Genomic DNA, 19904 nt, shown 5'->3' on the forward strand with positions numbered 1-19904 from the left:
CCTCTGGCGCTGCTGCTGCCGTCACGGGCGCCGCGGCATCGCCCTTCTCGGCCTGCAGCCGGGCCAGTTGATCGTTTTTCAGTTGAATCAGCTTTTGCAGCTTGTCCAACTGGCTTTGCAAATCTGCCGCGCGGCTTTTGAGTTCTTCGTTATCGCGGCGGGTGGTGTCCAGTTGCTCTTGAGTCATCGCCAGCTTGTCGCTCAACGCACGGCTGTCGCCCGCCTTGCCGTTCGCCCCTTTTTTGGCTGCTTCGGCCGACACCAGGCTCAAGTTGTCCTTGGCGTTGGTGCTCGACGGCGCATTGCCCGTCTCGGTGCGCTTGGTGGCGTCCAACTGGGCCTTGCCCGCCACTTGCTGGCTGGCGGTGCGGCGGCCCTGGCGCCAGGCGGCGTTCTGCGCAGTCACTTCGGCAATCGCCTGGGGTTGCGCCAGCGCGGTGCTTTGCACGGTGTCCGGCAGGCGCAGGACCTGGCCGGTTTTCAGGCGGTTGATGTTGCCATCGACAAAGGCATTCGGGTTGAGTGCCTGAATGGCCAGCATGGTCTGTTGCACAGAGCCACCATTGCGGTTTTTCTCGGCAATTTCCCACAAGGTATCGCGAGCCGTGGTGGTATGTTGCGCAGGCTTGCTGACGGCGGACGCGGTGCCGGCCGGCGCACTCAAGCGCGGCGCCGGGGCGCTGGCAGCCGATGTGGGCTGATCGAATTTGGCGGGATCGAGCAGCACGCTGTAGTCACGCATCAGGCGGCCATTGGGCCATTGCACCTGCAGCAGGAAGCGCACATAGGAATCGGGCAGCGGCTTGTCGGAGGTGACCCGCACCACACTGCGGCCATTGGGATTGACCACCGGCGTAAAGGTGAGCTGGTCGAGAAAGGCCTGGCGATCGACACCGGCATCGACGAACGCCTGGGACGACGCCAGGCTCGGGGTGATCTCGGACGCCGTGAGGCCACCGACGTCGAGCAGCTCGATTTCCACCGACAGCGGCTGGTTCAACTTCGACTTGAGGGTCATCTCCCCAAGTTGCAGCGCCTGCGCCATACCGGAGGACAGCGCCGAGGCGGCCGCTATTGCTAACACCAGTTTGCGAACTTGAACCATAGCCTCATCCTTTGTCTGAACACTCCCCGGCCTGCGAGAAGGTTGGTAACCGCTGCCATAAGGCATGGCGAGCCGATAGGTTACCGACGCGCTTGTGTTCCGCTTTGGGCCAAGCATAGCGCTTGGTGAGAATCAATCTACAAATTGACGCCAAGTATCTTTTACGCAAGGCCTTTTATCAACAACTGCGCCACTTGCACGGCGTTAAGCGCCGCTCCTTTGCGTACGTTATCTGACGTCAGCCACAAATTTAGTTCCGCCGGGTCGTCGACACCCGCGCGTACTCGCCCTACATAAACAACGTCCTGACCCACTGCATCACCAACTGCCGTCGGGTAGTCGCCCGCCTCGACCAGCTCGATACCCGGCGCAGCCTCAAGGGCCTCGTTCACCGTAGCCAGATCGACCGGCGCCGCCAACTGCAGCGACACAGCCAGGCTATCGCCGAAAAACACCGGGGCTTGAACGCACGTGGCGGACACTTTCAGTAAAGGTGTTTCCAGTACGGCGCGCAATTCATGCACGAGACGTTTCTCCAGCGCCGTGTGACCCTGGGCGTCTGGAGTGCCGACTTGTGCCAGCAGGTTGAAGGCCACTTGCCGATCGAAGAAGGTCGGCTCCAGCGGACGCACATTCAACAGCTCGGCGGTCTGGCGGGCCAACTCACTCACGGCCTCGCGGCCCAGGGCAGACACGGCCAGGTTGGCGGTGACGCTCACGCGCTGGATATCCAGCAAGCCACGCAACGGCGCCAGCACCACCGCCAGGTGAGTCGCGGACGGGCTCGGGCTGGCGATTTGAAACGGTTTCTTCAAGCCTTTGAGCACATGGGCATTGGCTTGCGGCACCACGTGCGGCGCCTGTTCGGCCGGCAACGCGCCAGATAGGTCGATCACCGAACAACCGGCGGCCGTGGCGCGCGGCGCGAAGCTCAAGGTCACCGCCGGGCCGGCCGCGAAGAACGCCAGTTGCGCCTTGCTGAAATCGAACTCGTCGACCTCCTTTACCCGCAGATTCTTGCCCCGGAACGGCACCGAAGCACCGGCGGAATTGTTGCCCGCCAGCAAATAAAGGGTGCCTACCGGGAACTCCAGCTCTTCGAGAATCTGTACCAGAGTTTCGCCAACGGTACCGGTGGCGCCGATCACGGCGATTTCAAAGGTCTGGGTCATGGAGGTTGCCTCGGGCATTGCGGGGGAGCGGCACTTTACCGGGTGGCAGGGGGCGAGGCAATTGGCCTGGGGGCTGTGGTGTGGCTGAGGGCCTCATCGGGGGCAAGCCCCCTCCCACAGTTGACCGAGTTCCAACCTTGAAATGAGGGCAAATGTGGGAGGGGGCTTGCCCCCGATGAGGCCCTGGCAGACAACAAAAAACCCGCGCCTGTCACCAGAGCGCGGGTTTCCCGGAACAAGCAGCAATCAACGCTCGAGCAAAATCCGCAGCATGCGCCGCAACGGCTCGGCCGCGCCCCACAGCAGCTGGTCGCCGACAGTGAACGCGCCGAGGAACTGGCTGCCCATGTTCAGCTTGCGCAGACGGCCCACCGGTACATTCAGGGTGCCGGTGACCTTGGTCGGGCTCAGCTCCTGCATGCTGATATCGCGGTTGTTCGGCACCAGCTTGACCCAAGGGTTGTGCTGGCTGATCAGCCCTTCGATATCGGCGATCGGCACGTCTTTGTTCAGTTTGATGGTCAGCGCCTGGCTGTGGCAACGCATGGCACCGATACGTACGCAGATGCCGTCCACCGGGATCGGGTTCTTGAAGCGACCGAGAATCTTGTTGGTCTCGGCCTGGGCCTTCCACTCTTCGCGGCTCTGGCCGTTGGGCAGTTCCTTGTCGATCCACGGGATCAGGCTACCGGCCAACGGCACGCCGAAGTTCTCGGTCGGGTAGGCATCGCTGCGCATGGCTTCGGCCACACGGCGGTCGATGTCGAGGATCGCGCTGGCCGGGTCAGCCAGTTGGTCAGCGACAGCGGCGTGGGTCGCGCCCATCTGCTTGATCAGCTCGCGCATGTTCTGCGCACCGGCGCCGGAGGCCGCTTGATAGGTCATGGCGCTCATCCACTCGACCAAACCGGCCTCGAACAAGCCGCCCAGGCCCATCAGCATCAGGCTGACGGTGCAGTTGCCGCCCACATAGTTGCGGGTGCCGGCGTCCAGCTGCTGGTCGATGACCTTGCGGTTGACCGGGTCGAGGATGATCACGGCATCGTCCTGCATGCGCAGGCTCGATGCGGCGTCGATCCAGTAGCCCTGCCAGCCGGCTTCGCGCAGCTTGGGGAAGACTTCGCTGGTGTAGTCGCCGCCCTGGCAGGTCAGAATCACATCGAGGGTCTTGAGCTCTTCAATGCTGTAGGCATCCTTGAGCGGCGCAATATCCTTGCCCACGGACGGCCCTTGGCCACCCACGTTCGACGTGGTGAAAAACACCGGCTCAATAAGATCGAAATCCTGCTCTTCCAGCATCCGCTGCATGAGCACGGAACCGACCATACCGCGCCAACCGATCAGACCTACACGTTTCATCGCAACTACACCTTGTTAAAAAGTGGGCCGCCTTGCAGCGACAACTGCAAGCGGGCCCGAGAGATTACAGATTCCGCAGCGCGGCGACTACAGCATCGCCCATTTCTTGCGTACCCACGCGGGTGCAGCCCTGCGACCAGATGTCGCCGGTGCGCAGGCCCTGGTCCAGCACCAGGCTTACGGCCTTCTCGATCGCATCGGCCGCATCACTGAGGTTGAAGCTGTAACGCAGCATCATCGACACCGACAAAATGGTCGCCAACGGGTTGGCAATGCCCTGGCCTGCGATGTCCGGTGCAGAACCGTGGCACGGCTCGTACATGCCCTTGTTGTTTGTGTCCAGGGAGGCCGACGGCAGCATGCCGATGGAGCCGGTGAGCATCGACGCCTGGTCGGACAGGATGTCGCCGAACAGGTTGTCGGTGACGATCACGTCGAACTGCTTGGGCGCACGCACCAGTTGCATGGCGGCGTTGTCGACGTACATGTGGCTCAGCTCGACGTCCGGGTAGTCCCTGGCGACTTCTTCGACGATCTCACGCCACAGTTGGCTGGAAGCCAGTACGTTGGCCTTGTCCACCGAGCAGACCTTCTTGCCGCGCACACGGGCCATGTCGAAACCGACACGGGCGATGCGGCGGATTTCGCTCTCGCTGTACGGCAGGGTGTCGTAGGCCTGACGCTCGCCATTTTCCAGCTCGCGCACGCCGCGCGGCGAACCGAAATAGATACCGCCGGTCAGCTCACGCACGATCAGGATATCCAGGCCCGCCACCACGTCCGGCTTGAGGCTCGAGGCGTCGGCCAGTTGCGGATAGAGGATGGCCGGGCGCAGGTTGCCGAACAGGCCCAGTTGCGCACGGATTTTCAGCAGGCCGCGTTCAGGGCGGATATCCCGCTCGATCTTGTCCCACTTCGGTCCGCCCACGGCGCCCAGCAGCACGGCGTCGGCGGCGCGGGCACGGTCCAGGGTCTCGTCGGCCAGGGGCACGCCGTGCTTGTCGATGGCGGCGCCGCCGATCACGTCGTGGCTCAGCGCGAAGCCCAGGTTGTATTTGGCGTTGGCCAATTCCAGCACCTTGACCGCTTCGGCCATGATTTCCGGGCCAATACCGTCGCCAGGGAGAATCAGAATCTGCTTGCTCATGGGTTCCTCATTTCATCGAGCGACCTGCCCAGGGGCCGGTCGGGAAAAATCAATCAGCGTTGGGCAAAGACCACCAGCACGTCGGTGCTGAAGGTGCCGTCGGCCTGAATGTCGTAGTAATCGCGCACTTCCTGGCCCATCGCCTGTTGCAGCTCAAGGATGGCCGCGCGCAGCACCTCTGGCGTGCGCATACGCTCGACCCACGAGGTGTACTCCAGGCGCAGGCGTTGACGCAGGCTGTTACGCACATGCAGACCGGACTCGCTGAGTTGCTGCATCCACTCGGCAGCGGCGTAATCACGCACATGGCTGGTATCGCGCAGCACTTCGACGGTTTGCAGGTAAGTGTCCAGCAACGGGCTGCCGGGTGACAACACATCCACGAACGCCGCCACGCCGCCCGGCTTGAGCACCCGACGCACTTCGCGCAGGGCCAGGCCGAGGTCGCTCCAGTGGTGGGCCGAATAACGGCTGAACACGAAGTCGAACTCGCCATCGGCGAACGGCAGGCGCTCGGCGGCGCCGTTCACGGTGCTGATATTGGTGAAACCGCGATCTTGCGCAGCGGCGGCCACCACATCAAGCATCTGTTGGGACAAGTCGTAGGCCACCACTTCTTTAACCAGCGGCGCGACATGGAAACTGACATGGCCGGCGCCGCACCCCAGGTCCAGCAGTCGTGCACCGCCCTGCCCGGCCAGTTCGGCCTGGAGCAGCGCGAATTCGGTGCCCTGGGCGTGAACGGCGCTGCTCAGGTAGGCAGCGGCCTGTTCGCCGAATTGCTTTTGCACGACGTGGGTGTGGGCGGTGGTGGTCATGGGGTCTTCCTCGGGGTTTGTGTGGTTAACACTGGCCTCATCGGGGGCAAGCCCCCTCCCACATTTGGAATGCGTTTTCCTGTGGGAGGGGGCTTGCCCCCGATGACGGCGGTCCTGCTTACCGCAGATCAGGCATCGCGAAACAACCAAGGCTGGCTCGCCCGGTGCTTGCTCTCGAACGCCGCAATCGCATCGCCGTCCTGCAAGGTCAGGCCGATATCGTCCAGGCCATTGATCAGGCAGTGCTTGCGAAAGGCGTCCACTTCGAAGTGGTACACCTTGCCATCCGGACGGGTCACGGTCTGTGCGGCCAGGTCCACCGTCAGCTGGTAGCCCACAGTAGCTTCCACTTGCTGGAACAGCTCATCCACTTCGGCGTCGCTCAGGATGATCGGCAACAAGCCGTTCTTGAAGCTGTTGTTGAAGAAGATGTCCGCATAGCTCGGCGCGATAATGCTGCGAAAGCCATATTCTTCCAAGGCCCACGGCGCGTGTTCACGGCTGGAGCCGCACCCGAAGTTTTCCCGGGCCAGCAGCACACTGGCGCCCTGGTAACGCTCGGCGTTGAGCACGAAGTCCTTGTTCAGCGGGCGCTTGGAGTTGTCCTGGTAGGCATAGCCCACGTCCAGGTAGCGCCATTCGTCAAACAGGTTGGGGCCGAAACCGGTGCGTTTGATCGACTTCAGGAACTGCTTGGGGATGATCTGATCGGTGTCCACGTTGGCACGGTCCAACGGCGCGACTAAACCTGTGTGTTGTGTAAAAGCACGCATCGGGTATTCCTCAAATCAATTCGCGAACGTCGATGAAACGACCGTTGACGGCGGCGGCGGCAGCCATGGCCGGGCTGACCAGGTGGGTACGCCCACCGGCGCCCTGGCGACCTTCGAAGTTACGGTTGGAGGTGGACGCGCAATGCTCGCCGGACTCCAGGCGGTCCGGGTTCATTGCCAGGCACATCGAGCAGCCCGGCTCACGCCATTCGAAACCGGCTTCGAGGAAGATCTTGTCCAGGCCCTCGGCCTCGGCCTGGGCTTTGACCAGACCCGAACCGGGCACCACGATGGCCTGCTTGATGGTCGACGCCACCTTGCGGCCCTTGGCGATCACGGCAGCAGCGCGCAGGTCTTCGATGCGCGAGTTGGTGCAGGAGCCGATGAATACGCGGTCCAGCTGGATATCGGTAATCGCCTGATTGGCTTTCAAGCCCATGTACTTGAGGGCGCGCTCGATGGAGCCGCGCTTGACCAGATCGGCCTCCTGGGCCGGGTCCGGCACGTTTTGATCAACGGCCAACACCATTTCCGGCGACGTGCCCCAGCTGACTTGCGGCTTGATCTGCGCAGCGTCGAGTTCGACCACGGTGTCGAACACCGCGTCGGCGTCGGAGACCAGGTCTTTCCAGGCTTCGACGGCGGCGTCCCAATCAGCGCCCTGCGGAGCGAATGGCCGGCCCTTGACGTATTCGACAGTCTTTTCGTCCGCCGCCACCATGCCCACGCGGGCACCGGCTTCGATGGACATGTTGCAGATGGTCATGCGGCCTTCGATGGACAGGTCGCGAATGGCGCTGCCGGCGAATTCGATGGCATGGCCGTTACCGCCGGCGGTGCCGATTTTGCCGATCACCGCGAGCACAATGTCCTTGGCGGTCACACCGAACGGCAACTGGCCTTCGACGCGCACCAGCATGTTCTTCATCTTCTTGGCGACCAGGCACTGGGTGGCGAACACATGCTCCACCTCAGAGGTGCCGATGCCATGGGCCAGGGCGCCGAACGCACCGTGGGTGGAGGTGTGCGAGTCGCCGCAGACCACGGTCATGCCCGGCAAGGTCGCGCCCTGCTCCGGGCCGATCACGTGGACGATGCCTTGACGCACGTCATTCATCTTGAATTCGGTGATGCCATATTCATCGCAGTAATCGTCGAGGGTCTGCACCTGCAAGCGCGACACCGTATCGGCAATGGCGTCAATCCCGCCCTTGCGCTCCGGGGTGGTTGGCACGTTGTGGTCCGGTGTGGCGATGATGGAGTCGACGCGCCATGGCTTGCGCCCGGCCAGCCGCAGGCCTTCGAACGCTTGGGGCGAGGTCACTTCATGGATGATGTGACGGTCGATGTAGATCAGCGACGATCCATCATCGCGACGTTTCACTTCATGGGAATCCCAAAGCTTGTCGTAAAGCGTTTTGCCGGCCATCAGTCGGTCCTCATCAGCGGTGTTTCTATATGCCGGGCTTTCAATAACCCTTTGGCTTGTGAGGCTGATGGTATGGCGCTACATTAAATAACTCAAATTCATATTTTTTATGCTTTGGATTACCAACTGGAATAGCACCATGGATCTGGCCAACCTCAATGCCTTTATCGCCATCGCCGAAACCGGCAGCTTCTCCGGCGCCGGTGAACGCCTGCACCTGACCCAACCGGCCATCAGCAAACGCATAGCCGGCCTGGAGCAACAATTGAAGGTACGCCTGTTCGATCGCCTGGGCCGTGAAGTGGGCCTGACCCAAGCCGGGCGGGCCTTGCTGCCGCGTGCCTATCAGATCCTGAATGTGCTGGATGACACCCGTCGTGCCCTGACCAACCTGACCGGGGAAGTCAGCGGGCGCCTCACCCTGGCTACCAGCCACCATATCGGCCTGCATCGCCTGCCGCCGGTCCTGCGCACCTTCACTCGGCAATACCCCAGCGTGGCGCTGGATATTCAATTCCTCGATTCGGAAGTGGCCTACGAAGAAATCCTCCACGGCCGCGCCGAAGTGGCGGTCATCACCCTGGCGCCCGAGCCGCACAACCTGGTGCGCGCGACACCGGTGTGGGATGACCCGCTGGATTTCGTGGTGGCCCCCGAACATAGCCTGATCAACAACGGCTCGGTCAGCCTGGCCGATATCGCCGGGCACCCCGCGGTGTTTCCCGGCGGCAACACGTTTACCCACCATATCGTCAGCCGCCTGTTCGAGGCCCAGGGCCTGACGCCGAACATCGCGATGAGCACCAACTACCTGGAAACCATCAAGATGATGGTGTCCATCGGCCTGGCCTGGAGCGTGTTGCCACGCACCATGCTGGATGATCAGGTGGCAAGTATCGCTTTGCCGGGCATACAGCTGCGTCGCCAGCTAGGCTATATCGTGCACACCGAAAGGACGCTGTCGAACGCTGCGCGGGCTTTCATGAGCCTGCTGGATGCACAGGTCGATCCGCCAGGGATACCGGCGTGAGTTTGTGCGGCCCAGGGCTTCAAGCAACCGCGCTGTCTTCCCATCGAGCCAAGGCCCTTTGAACAATGCCCAACCCCGTTGATTCCGTACCACCGCTGCCCCGCATCCACGCCCTGGACCCACAGGAGGCGGAACAACACTGGGACAGCGCCCCGCAATTGCTGTCGGCGCTCAATGCCGCGCGACTGGGCGCGTGGTGCTGGGAAATCGACACCGGGAAAATCAGCTGGTCCCGAGGCACTCAGGCATTGTTTGGCTACGATCCGCGCCAGCCACTGCCCAATGACCTCAATTACCTGGACCTCCTGGCGCCGGAAGACCGCGCCCGGGTCGTCAGGGCATTTCATACGGTGCTGGCCGGCGAACCGGTCGAACAGGCCATGCATCACCGCATCCAATGGCCCGATGGCAGCCTGCACTGGCTGGAAATCAACGGCAGCCTGGTGCCGGACAAAAACGGCAGGCGCCGAATGATTGGGGTGGTCCGCGAGATCACGCACCAGCGCGAGCGGGAACACGCCCTCAGCCACTCTGAAAAACGCTTCGCCACGCTCTTCCACCTGTGCCCGAACATGGTGCTGCTGACGCGCCAGGCCGACGGCCTGATCAGCGAAGCCAACCACCATTTCGAACTGCTGTTCGGCTGGCCGGTGGCGCAAGTCATTGGCCGTACCACGCTGGAGTTGGGCCTGTGGCGTCACCCGGAGCAACGCGCGCACCTGGTCAAGGCGACCCAGCGCAAAGGTGAATCCATCATCATGGAAGTGCAGTTCTGCGCCAGCAACGGCCAGATCCACGATGGCACGCTCAGTGCGCAAAAGGTCGAACTGGACGGTGAGGCCTACCTGATCAGCACCTTCCTCGACACCACCGAGCGCAAAAATGCCGAGCAAGCCCTCAAGGACAGCCAGGAGCGCCTGGACCTGGCGCTGGACTCGGCACAACTGGGCACCTGGGACTGGCATATTCCTACCGGCATGCTCTACGGCTCGGCCCGTGCCGCCCAGCTCCATGGCCTGCCGAGCGAACCGTTCCACGAATCCTTCGATGCGTTTTTTGAAGGCATGTCCGATCAGGACCGCGAGGGCATGCGCCATGCCTACCGCAGCTTGCGCGAAGGCGCGGACGGCAACTACCAGTTGACCTACCGCGTACCGGCCGAGGACGGCAGCGTACGCTATCTGGAAAGCCGCGCACGTCTGTATCGCGATGAATCCGGCAAGCCCCTGCGCATGGCCGGCACCCTGCTCGATATCACCGATCAGGTGGAACGCGAGCAGCGCCTGAGCGCGTCCGAAGAGAAATTCGCCAGCCTGTTCCAGGCCAGTCCCGACCCTATTTGCGTCACCGGCCTGGACAGTGGCGAGTTTATCGAGATCAACCCGGCGTTCACCCAGACGTTTGGCTGGACGGCCGCCGAAGTGATCGACAAGAGCGCCGAGCAGATCGGCCTGTGGGATGAATCGAGCAAGCGCCTGCAACGCATCCAGCGGGTGATTCGCGAACAATCATTGAGCAATGTGGCCATCGTGGTGCATGCCAGGAACGGCCAGAGCCTGACCTGTGTGATTTCCAGCCGCCTGGTCAAGGTCAATGAGCAGCCGTGCATCGTCACGACCCTGCGCGATATCACCCAGCAGCAACGCTCGGAGGCGGCGCTCAAGGCCAGCGAAGAGAAGTTCGCCAAGGCCTTCCATTCCAGCCCCGACGCCATTTCGATCACCGAGCGCGACACGGGTCGATACGTGGAGGTCAATGATGGGTTTTGTCGCCTGACCGGCTACCGCGCCGAAGAAGCCATTGGCCTCACCCTGTACCAGATTGGCATCTGGGCCGATGAAAACCAGCGCACCGCGCTGCTGGCCGAATTGCAGATCAAGGGGCGCATCCATCACCTTGAAATGCTTTGGCACAACAAGCGTGGCGAGGTGCTGGCGGTGGAAGTGTCGGTCGAACCGATCACCTTGAATGAAACGCCGTGCCTGCTACTGACCGCGCGGGACGTGAGCCTGTTGAAGAACGCCCAGGCGCAGATCCGCCACCTGGCCTATCACGACCCGCTGACCAACCTGCCCAACCGTGCGCTGCTGATGGACCGCCTGAGCCAGCAGATCGCCCTGCTCAAGCGCCACAACCTGCGTGGCGCCCTGCTGTTCCTCGACCTCGACCACTTCAAGCACATCAACGACTCCCTCGGTCATCCGGTGGGCGATACCGTGCTGAAAATCGTCACCGCACGCCTGGAAGCCAGCGTGCGCACAGAAGATACGGTGGCGCGCCTGGGTGGTGACGAGTTCGTGGTGCTGCTCAGCGGGCTGGAGGGCTCACGCATACAAGTCAGCGGCCAGGTGCAGGCGCTGGCCGATACCCTGCGCGAATTGCTCTCCGAACCGATGTTCCTCGACGGCCACCGCTTGCAGGTGACGCCAAGCATCGGCGTGGCGCTGATCCCCGACCATGGCACCACCCCCGCCGACCTGCTCAAGCGTGCCGACATCGCCCTGTACCGCGCCAAGGATTCGGGGCGCAACACCACCCAGATGTTTCACACCAGCATGCAGAAAACCGCCAGCGAGCGCCTGCGCATGGAAACCGACCTGCGCCTGGCCCTGTCGCGCGGTGAATTCAGCGTGCACTACCAGCCTCAGGTGGATGCGCGCGGCAACAAGATCGTCGGCGCCGAGGCCCTGGTGCGCTGGCAGCACCCGCAACTGGGTGCGCAGTCGCCGGCGGAATTCATCAAGGTGCTGGAGGACAGCGGCTTGATCCTGGAGGTGGGCACCTGGATTCTCGACGAAGCGTGCAGCGCATTGGCGCAGTTGATTGCCGAAGGCCTGGTGGACCCGCTGAATTTCAGCCTGTGCGTGAATATCAGCCCGCGGCAGTTTCGCCAGAACGACTTTGTCGAGCGGGTCGAGCGCAGCCTCACGCAACACCACCTGCCCTGCAGTTTGCTGAAGCTGGAAATCACTGAAGGCATCGTGATCCAGAACCTGGACGACACGGTGATGAAGATGCGGCGCCTGAAAAAACTCGGGGTCAGCTTTGCGATGGACGATTTTGGCACCGGTTACTCATCGCTGACGTATCTCAAGCGTTTGCCGGTGGATGCGCTGAAAATCGACCAGTCGTTTGTGCGCGACGCGACTCACGATCCCAATGACGCTGAAATCATCCGTGCCATTGTGGCCATGGCCCGCAGCTTGAATCTGGAAGTGATTGCCGAAGGCGTGGAAACCGTGGAACAACTGGCGTTCCTGCAGAAGCTCGGCTGTCATTTGTATCAGGGGTACTTGCATAGCCGGCCATTGCCGATAGAGGGGTTCAGGCAGCTACTGGAATAGCCATGTGCTGAAACGCAGCGTTGAAACAAATGCACCCTGGGTTATCCCTGCCCAGGTGCACCACGGTCAAATCAGTGCAACGGCCTCACCATGCGAGGGGGCTCGCCCCTGTTTTCCCCATAACTCTTCGCGGCCGTTGATGACCGCCACCGAATGCCCGGTACGGTTGCACATGCCCAGCTGACCTCGGGCAAGCTCACCCACCGGCACTCTCTTCATGTGCCTTTTCAACCCAAGGCGCAGAAAGCCTTCTCCCGGACCGCTTTCATCCTCTCCGTTATTCAGACTACGAATCGCATGCTGATAACTGCGACCGGCCGTGCGATCGTTATCTTCCATCTGTGCACGCTTGGCGCTGACGGCAAACAGGAATTGCGCATCCTTGAGCATGCCTTTGTCGGGACCGTTGAACTGGGCGCCGCGGGAGCCCTCGGCCAATTCGCGGTCAGTCAACGTGAGCCGGAAGCCATCGCGCATGACAACATGGTATCCGTCATGGGTCTTGGCCACTTCCTGGAAAATATCCGTGGGACTTTGTCCGAATCGGTGCATCGCAGCCTTGATCGCCGATACCGTCACACAGTTGCCATCCGGGCCCTGACGAAAGCCACTCCAGATATTGTCGGGCTTCGCGCCACCGCGCTTGTTGGACAACCCCGGAATGTCCGCTGCGGCATCCGGTTTCGGCAACACCGGTTGGGGGGGTACCTGCGGAACAACAGGTGAAGGAACAGCGTCAGGCTTACTCTCTTCTTTTTTATCGGTTACCAGGGCAAGCAACTGAATAAAAAACGAAGCAAATAAAGCCATGACTGCGTTGATCGGCTGCGTGTCATTCCCGACAGCCGCCGAACGCTGCGATAAATTTCCATACCTTATATCAGGCGTCGCACTGATCGGCGCGAGACCAGCACCTGATTTAATAGTGGCTTCATTACTTGCGCTGAGTGCATCGATCGTCAATGACTGCCTTACATCAATGACCCGCGCAATGTTATTAATTGGAAAGCGTGACATAGAGTTCTCCCTATACAGGCATCTCTTCGAAATACACGCTCGAAAAAATGCCTGTACTTATAAAAAGACCAAAACGCGATGACGGTGTTTAAAACCTGGAACTTAGCCGATTAAAGCGGCCATGCCTGTCAGCCGTTCGGTCATCAACAGGACCCGGACTGGTCAGATCCGGAGTGGGAGCGTCGGGCAATGGCGTTGGCTTGGCGTCCGGCGACTTGGGGCGCTGCGTTTTGGTATCCATTGGCACATTAGGCCTTGGGAAGTCCCCCGGAAGCACAGGGGGTTGGGGCCTGGTATCCGTGGAAACCCTGGACGGCGGCAGGCGATCCGGCAAGACTTTTCCATCAGGGCAATGGCAATGGCCAACAACCACATTCACATTTACGTTTGTCTTGGGGTCATTGTCCACGCTGATCTCGGGCTTGGGCACCGTCGGGTGGAGCGGCACGGGGTGCGGTTTATTCCCAGGCACGTTGACCAAGGGATCATTGGGTTGTGGCAGCACCCGCATGCCTGCGTCCGGTTTCACCGGCAGCTTGTCTGCATCCGGCTTGATCAGCGTCTGGGGGGTATCCGGTTTTACCGGCTGCTTGCCCGCATCCGGCTTGATCAACGCCTGGGGGGTATCCGGTTTTACCGGCTGCTTGCCCGCATCCGGCTTGATCAACGCCTGGGGGGTATCCGGCTTCACCGGCTGCTTGCCTGCATCCGGCTTGATCAGCGCCTGGGGGGTGTCCGGTTTTACCGGCGACTTGCCCGCATCCGGTTTGACCAGTTCCTTACTGTTATCCGGTGCAATGGGTAATTTGCCTGAGTCAGGTTTGATCGGTGTTTTACCCGAAAATATGTCGCGCATGGCCCTGAAGATACCTTCAAGCATATCGAACAGTTGCCTTAGCGCGGTCTCGGGGGTGATTGCCGTGTTATCGGGACGCAGGGACGTTTGAGGCGGTGTTGTCGCCAAAGACTTGCCGGTTTGCTGGGGAATAACTTTATTGTCCGAAACCGTTTGTTGTTCCGTAACAAATGTATCGACTTTAACCAATGGCGGAGTGTTAATCGACATAGACATACGCACGTTCCTTTATTTCATACAACCCGACCGTTTAACGGCCGGAGGGAGTGATAGTTTTATTGACTGAACAACAACAGCGCTGCTTCAGTCCCTCCATTCGTGGGAACTTGAGCTATCGAGTTCCGCGAATCGCAGTTCATATAAGGAAACCAACATGCATTATCAGACTTTGCCTCATGGACAATTTGCGCGAAGCCTTGATTTATGGCTTTGTCGCTACGAAAGTGTGGTCACACGCGCTAATACTCTGTAGGCATGTCACTCGTCGATAACATTCCACGTGTTTACTTGCCTCTGGTTTGTGTTAACTCGCACGCGTAAAAAAGGCGCCTGCCGTGGCGCCTTTATGCAAATTAATGGCAAGAGTTCGATTGCCTCGCTTCAGACAGCCACAGGGTTGGGCATCCCCAGCAGGCGACTGACCTGCTCCAGGCCGGTCTCGCGGCGCAAGGCGGTAAACAGCTCCACCGCTTCGGGGTAGTTGCGCGTCAGCATCGCCAGCCACTGCTTCAAGCGGCCGGGTGCCTGGCGCTCGGTCAATTGCGCCACCGATTGGGTCCAGAATTCCTGGAGCATCGGCTGCATCTGCGCCCATGTCATTTCCACCACCTCTTGCCCTGCACGCGCCGCCGCGATCTGCCGCGCCAGGTCGGGACGCGCCACCAGGCCACGGCCAAGCATGATGTCTTCGGCGCCGCTGACTTCGCGGCAACGTTTCCAATCGTCGACGCTCCAGATGTCGCCATTGGCAAACACCGGCACCTTGACCACCTCCTGCACCCGCGGAATCCACTCCCAATGGGCGGGCGGCTTGTAGCCATCGGTCTTGGTGCGCGCATGCACCACGATATGCGCGGCCCCGCCTTCGGCCAGCGCCGTAGCGCAGACCAATGCGCCATCCGGGCTGTCGAAGCCCAGGCGCATTTTGGCGGTGACCGGGATATGCGCCGGGACCGCACGGCGCACATGCTCGACGATCCGGTTAAGCAGCTCCGGCTCCTTGAGCAGCACCGCACCGCCGCGGGACTTGTTGACGGTCTTGGCCGGGCAGCCGAAGTTGAGGTCGATCACCTGCGAGCCCAACTCGCAGGCCAGGGCGGCGTTTTCCGCCAGGCAGACCGGGTCAGACCCCAGCAATTGCACGCGCAGCGGCACGCCCGCGGCGGTGTGGGCGCCCTGCAGCAGTTCCGGAGCGAGCTTGTGAAAATAGGCGGGGGTGAGCAAGCGGTCGTTGACGCGGATGAATTCAGTCACGCACCAGTCGATACCGCCCACGCGGGTCAACACGTCCCGCAGGATGTTGTCGACCAACCCCTCCATGGGCGCCAAGGCAATTTGCATGGAAAACACTCAACAAAAATCGTGGCGCAGTTTACTGGGTTTCCCACGACAACCGTTAACCCCCTGTCAGCGCAGGCCCGTACCCCTCGATAAACTCGGCGGGCATGCGCTTGGGCCTGCCGCTGGACAGTTCGATGCAAACGAAGGTGGTCTGCGCGCGCAGCAAGGTCGCACCGTCACGCGAGCGTACCAGCTGAAAGCGGCGCGTCATCTTCAGGCGCTGGTCCCAATCGACGATCCACGTGGCCAGTTGCAGCTCATCGCCTTCGTAGCCGGCCGCCAGGTAGTCGATCTCATGACGCACCACGGCCATCGCGCGGTCCAGGCGCCGATACTCGGCAAGGTCCAGCCCCAGGCGCTGGGAGTGACGCCAGGCGCAACGCTCCAGCCAGGACACGTACACGGCGTTATTGGCGTGCCCCAGGCCGTCGATGTCCTCAGCGGCGACCTGCAGGTCGATGATGAACGGCGTTGCCAAATCCCAGCCCATGCCTTGCTCCAGTCGATTGATGTCGGCGGGCGCAGTGTATCAGGCGGTCTGGCGCTCCTGTACATGACAGCTCGCCAACAGGGCGAGTACGCCTTCGATTACCCGTGGATCGGCCAGCACCTTCTGATGCCCGCCCTGCTCCAGGCGCATCAGGCGACTGCCTGGCCAGGCCTCGTGGATGGTCTGCGAGGCTTTGACCGGAACGAACGTATCGTCTTCGGCATGCACGATCAGGCCGGGAAGGTTCATCTGGTAGTGCGCGACATCCAGGTGCTTGAGCGGCATGCCGAACGCCAGTTCGACCGTCTGGATAAACGCCGAACGTGCGCGCGGCGGCAACCCCATCATGCGCGTGAAACCGCGCAGCGCATCGAGGAAACGCGAGGGCGCGGCGATACTCACCAACGCCTGCGTATGCAGCCCCAACTGCACCGCCAGCATCGCGCTGGCACCGCCCATGGAGTGGCCGACCACCGCCTGCAGCGGGGGCAGCTCGGCCGCCGCCTCGAGCATGGCACGGGCGAACAGCAGCACATGCGCTTCACGCCCTGGCGAATGCCCATGGGCCGGGCCATCCAGCGCAATCACCGAGTAGCCGCCCTCCACCAACGCCGTGATCAGGCTGGCGAATTGCGTAGGCCGGCCTTCCCAGCCGTGCATCAGCAACACCGCCGGCCCTTGCCCCCAGCGCAGCGCCGAGAGGCCAAAGCGCAAGGTGATGCGCTCCGATTGCGCCAGCACCGGCAGCTCCCACGCCCGTGGCGGTAGCTCACGGGGCGTCATGAAGGTGCGGCGCATCCGGTTGGCCACCGTTTGCGGCGCGAGTCGGCCGACCGTGCCGTTGAAACCACGAACCCAATTCAAGCCGCCCATGCCCTGAACCCTCTTCAGCGTACCGCCGACTTGGCGGCGCGCAGCACACGATCGGACAGCTCACCGGGCCCCAGGGCCCGCGCCAGCGTCAGGCCGCCGACCATCAGCGCCATGTCGGCCAGGGCCTTGTCGGTATCTTCCGGGGTGGCCGCCAGTTGGGCGGCCATCAGCTCGCAATGTTCGCTCAGTGCCTGACGGAACGCGTCCGGCAAACGGCCCATTTCGCCAACCGTCGCAGGCAGCGGGCATGCCTCGCCGGTGGAGTCCCGGTGCTTGCGCGACAAGTAAAACGCCGCCACCAGGCTTCGGCGCTCTTCGCCGGTCAGCTGGGTGTCCAGGTCTTCTATCGCCGCGCGGCGCTTGGCCAGCAATTCAGTGAAGGCCTCCAGCATCAGCGCATCCTTGCTCTCAAAGTGCGCATAAAAACCGCCGACCGTCAGCCCCGCCGCGCCCATGACTTCGCCGACACTCGGCTCAGCCGGGCCACGCTGGATCAATGCCGCGCTGGCGGCCTGCAAGATGCGTTCGCGCGTTTGCGCTTTTTTATCGCTCATCAAAGCCTCCGTCTCTCATGGGTTGAATATTATTACCATAATAATATTGCACAAGCGACAAGCATGACCATTGGTCAGAACAGAAGAAAGGAGGTGAAGAAAGAATTGGCCGAACGCCAGACAAACAAAAGGGCCATTCAATAATTGAATGACCCTTAAAAATCCCGCAGAGCGGGTAATCGTGGCGTCCCCTAGGGGACTCGAACCCCTGTTACCGCCGTGAAAGGGCGGTGTCCTAGGCCACTAGACGAAGGGGACACAAACCTTCTGTACAGTGATCAGTGCGAAGACCGATCGACTCAAGGACGGTGTGGCCGCAACCTTGAACCTGTAAATTGGTGGAGCTAAACGGGATCGAACCGTTGACCTCTTGCATGCCATGCAAGCGCTCTCCCAGCTGAGCTATAGCCCCGATTTTTCGCCTGGCGGCGCAGCAGATCTTTCGAGCTGCTTGTTGAAACTGGCGTCCCCTAGGGGACTCGAACCCCTGTTACCGCCGTGAAAGGGCGGTGTCCTAGGCCACTAGACGAAGGGGACAAAACCTTCTGTACAACTGATCGGCGCTGAGTGCCGATCGATTCAAGGACGGTGTGGCCAGACCTTGAACCTGTAAATTGGTGGAGCTAAACGGGATCGAACCGTTGACCTCTTGCATGCCATGCAAGCGCTCTCCCAGCTGAGCTATAGCCCCTCATCGGTGAGGACGGGGCGAATCTTAATGGCGGTTTCGAAACGTGTCAAATTTATTTTCAACAATTTTCAAAATTTTTTGCCGGGATAACAATCACTTACCGACGAAACCCCGGAAAACCGGGGTTTCGTCCTTACAGCCGTGCGCTTAAGCGATAGCGCCCAGCAGCTTTTCCCACTCTTTGTTTTCTTTCTTCGAAACACCACCAAGCAAATCAAGGGCTTGGCGCAGACGGAAACGCGTGAGGTCCGGGCCGAGGATTTCCATCGCGTCGAGCACCGACACTGAACTGGCCTGACCGGTAATCGCGGCAAACATCAACGGCATGGCATCACGCAACTTCAGCTCCAGCGACTCGACCACTGCCTGGATCGTCGCGGTGATCGCATCCTTCTCCCATTGGCGCAGGCTTTCGAGCTTCCACAGGATCAACTGCATCAACTGACGCACCTGGTCACCGGAGAGCTTTTTCGATTCAAACAGCTTGGCCTCCGGGTTCACGCCACCGGCGAAGAAAAAGCTGGCCAGCGGTGCGACCTGGCTGAACGTTTCCACCCTGCCCTGCACCAGCGGCGCGATCTTCATCATGTACTCGGGGTTGAGTGCCCACTGCTGCACACGACTGGCGAACTCTTCTACCGGCAAATCACGCAACCACTGGCCGTTAAGCCATGACAGCTTCTCGATATCGAAAATCGGCCCGCCCAGGGAGACGCGGGACAGGTCGAAGTTATCGACCATTTCCTGCAGCGAGAATTTCTCGCGCTCGTCCGGCATCGACCAGCCCATGCGGCCCAGGTAGTTGAGCATCGCTTCAGGCATAAAGCCCATGCGCTCGTAGAAGGTCACCGAGGTCGGGTTCTTGCGCTTGGACAGTTTGCTCTTGTCCGGGTTACGCAGCAGCGGCATGTAGCACAGCTGCGGCTGCTCCCAGCCGAAGTATTCGTAGAGCAGGATCAGCTTGGGCGCCGACGGCAGCCATTCTTCGCCGCGCAGCACATGGGTGATGCCCATCAGGTGGTCGTCGACCACGTTGGCCAGGAAGTACGTCGGCAGGCCGTCGGTCTTCATCAGCACCTGCATGTCCATGCGGTCCCACGGAATCTCGACATCACCGCGCAGCATGTCCGGCACCACGCATACGCCTTCGCTCGGCACTTTCATGCGGATCACATGGGGCTCGCCGGCGGCCAGGCGCGCGGCCACTTCCTCTTTGGACAACAACAGCGCGCGGCCATCGTAGCGCGGTGTCTCGCCACGGGCCTGTTGCTCGGCGCGCATCTGGTCCAGCTCTTCGGCGGTGCAGAAGCAGGGGAACGCGTGGCCCATGTCCACCAGTTGCTGGGTGTACTGCTTGTAGATGTCGCTGCGCTCGCTCTGGCGATACGGGCCGTGGGGGCCGCCGACATCCGGGCCTTCGGCCCAGGTAATGCCCAACCAGCGCAGGGCATCGAAAATCTGCTGTTCCGACTCACGGGTCGAGCGCAGTTGATCGGTGTCTTCGATCCGCAGGATGAATTCACCGCCGTGCTGCTTGGCAAAGCAGTAGTTGAACAGGGCGATGTAAGCAGTGCCGACGTGGGGATCCCCAGTAGGCGATGGCGCAATGCGCGTGCGGACGGTGGTCATGGCAGGTCTCGAATGGGCGATGAAACTGAAAATTGAAACAAGGGGCGAATGGTAACA

The 19904-nt window shown here is 61.3% G+C and carries 16 protein-coding genes and 4 tRNA genes; 2 read left to right on the plus strand and 18 right to left on the minus strand.

What is annotated here, in order from left to right; genetic code table 11:
• The 7 genes from BFP89_RS03385 to leuC all read right to left on the minus strand — a co-directional run.
• The coding region (locus BFP89_RS03385) for a type IV pilus assembly protein FimV (RefSeq protein ID WP_305119597.1) at positions 1–1105 on the minus strand (1105 nt) is incomplete at its 3' end.
• A 161-nt stretch (positions 1106–1266) separates the two neighbouring features.
• Complete coding sequence (locus tag BFP89_RS03390; RefSeq protein WP_065884092.1) at positions 1267–2277, minus strand: aspartate-semialdehyde dehydrogenase; 1011 nt, start codon at positions 2275–2277, stop codon at positions 1267–1269.
• A 246-nt stretch (positions 2278–2523) separates the two neighbouring features.
• The gene (asd, locus tag BFP89_RS03395) at positions 2524–3636 is read right to left on the minus strand and encodes an aspartate-semialdehyde dehydrogenase (protein ID WP_065884094.1); all 1113 of its coding nucleotides are present in this window, start codon (positions 3634–3636) and stop codon (positions 2524–2526) included.
• Between the two features lie 64 nt (positions 3637–3700).
• Positions 3701–4783, minus strand: coding sequence for a 3-isopropylmalate dehydrogenase (leuB, locus tag BFP89_RS03400; protein ID WP_065884097.1), 1083 nt, complete (start codon positions 4781–4783; stop codon positions 3701–3703).
• Between the two features lie 53 nt (positions 4784–4836).
• Complete coding sequence (locus BFP89_RS03405) at positions 4837–5601, minus strand: class I SAM-dependent methyltransferase (RefSeq protein ID WP_065884098.1); 765 nt, start codon at positions 5599–5601, stop codon at positions 4837–4839.
• A 128-nt stretch (positions 5602–5729) separates the two neighbouring features.
• A complete protein-coding gene (gene leuD / locus BFP89_RS03410) occupies positions 5730–6374 on the minus strand; it encodes a 3-isopropylmalate dehydratase small subunit (RefSeq protein ID WP_065884100.1) in 645 nt (214 codons plus the stop codon).
• Between the two features lie 10 nt (positions 6375–6384).
• Positions 6385–7803: a 3-isopropylmalate dehydratase large subunit gene (leuC, locus tag BFP89_RS03415; RefSeq protein WP_065884101.1), complete on the minus strand. Its 1419-nt coding sequence runs from the start codon at positions 7801–7803 to the stop codon at positions 6385–6387.
• A 139-nt stretch (positions 7804–7942) separates the two neighbouring features.
• On the opposite strand from leuC, the gene BFP89_RS03420 reads away from it, so the two are divergent.
• Positions 7943–8833, plus strand: coding sequence for a LysR family transcriptional regulator (locus tag BFP89_RS03420; protein ID WP_065884105.1), 891 nt, complete (start codon positions 7943–7945; stop codon positions 8831–8833).
• Between the two features lie 65 nt (positions 8834–8898).
• Positions 8899–12177, plus strand: coding sequence for a PAS domain S-box protein (locus tag BFP89_RS03425; protein ID WP_065884107.1), 3279 nt, complete (start codon positions 8899–8901; stop codon positions 12175–12177).
• A 66-nt stretch (positions 12178–12243) separates the two neighbouring features.
• Here BFP89_RS03425 and BFP89_RS29215 read toward each other — a convergent pair whose 3' ends face one another.
• The 11 genes from BFP89_RS29215 to gltX all read right to left on the minus strand — a co-directional run bounded on the left by BFP89_RS29215 (position 12244) and on the right by gltX (position 19847).
• On the minus strand, positions 12244–12987 hold the full coding sequence (locus tag BFP89_RS29215) for a hypothetical protein (protein ID WP_370671200.1): 744 nt from the start codon (positions 12985–12987) through the stop codon (positions 12244–12246).
• A 295-nt stretch (positions 12988–13282) separates the two neighbouring features.
• Positions 13283–14266 (minus strand): hypothetical protein, encoded by a 984-nt coding sequence (locus BFP89_RS03435; protein ID WP_065884109.1) that lies wholly within the window; start codon positions 14264–14266, stop codon positions 13283–13285.
• Between the two features lie 384 nt (positions 14267–14650).
• Positions 14651–15610 carry a tRNA dihydrouridine synthase gene (locus BFP89_RS03440; protein WP_065884111.1) on the minus strand — a complete coding sequence of 320 codons (960 nt, stop codon included), beginning with the start codon at positions 15608–15610 and terminating at the stop codon, positions 14651–14653.
• 55 nt (positions 15611–15665) lie between these two features.
• Complete coding sequence (locus tag BFP89_RS03445; protein ID WP_065884113.1) at positions 15666–16100, minus strand: acyl-CoA thioesterase; 435 nt, start codon at positions 16098–16100, stop codon at positions 15666–15668.
• 39 nt (positions 16101–16139) lie between these two features.
• Positions 16140–16973 (minus strand): alpha/beta hydrolase, encoded by an 834-nt coding sequence (locus BFP89_RS03450; protein WP_065884115.1) that lies wholly within the window; start codon positions 16971–16973, stop codon positions 16140–16142.
• A 14-nt stretch (positions 16974–16987) separates the two neighbouring features.
• Positions 16988–17527 carry a TetR/AcrR family transcriptional regulator gene (locus BFP89_RS03455; protein WP_065884118.1) on the minus strand — a complete coding sequence of 180 codons (540 nt, stop codon included), beginning with the start codon at positions 17525–17527 and terminating at the stop codon, positions 16988–16990.
• 182 nt (positions 17528–17709) lie between these two features.
• A tRNA-Glu gene (locus tag BFP89_RS03460) sits at positions 17710–17785 on the minus strand.
• A gap of 78 nt (positions 17786–17863) precedes the next feature.
• A tRNA-Ala gene (locus BFP89_RS03465) sits at positions 17864–17939 on the minus strand.
• 49 nt (positions 17940–17988) lie between these two features.
• Positions 17989–18064, minus strand: a tRNA-Glu gene (locus BFP89_RS03470).
• 78 nt (positions 18065–18142) lie between these two features.
• Positions 18143–18218: transfer RNA gene (locus tag BFP89_RS03475), tRNA-Ala, on the minus strand.
• Between the two features lie 147 nt (positions 18219–18365).
• A complete protein-coding gene (gene gltX, locus BFP89_RS03480; protein ID WP_065884120.1) occupies positions 18366–19847 on the minus strand; it encodes a glutamate--tRNA ligase in 1482 nt (493 codons plus the stop codon).
• Positions 19848–19904: the final 57 nt, after the last annotated feature.

It is taken from the genome of Pseudomonas sp. 31 R 17, from assembly GCF_900004915.1.
Lineage (GTDB): Bacteria > Pseudomonadota > Gammaproteobacteria > Pseudomonadales > Pseudomonadaceae > Aquipseudomonas > Aquipseudomonas orientalis_A.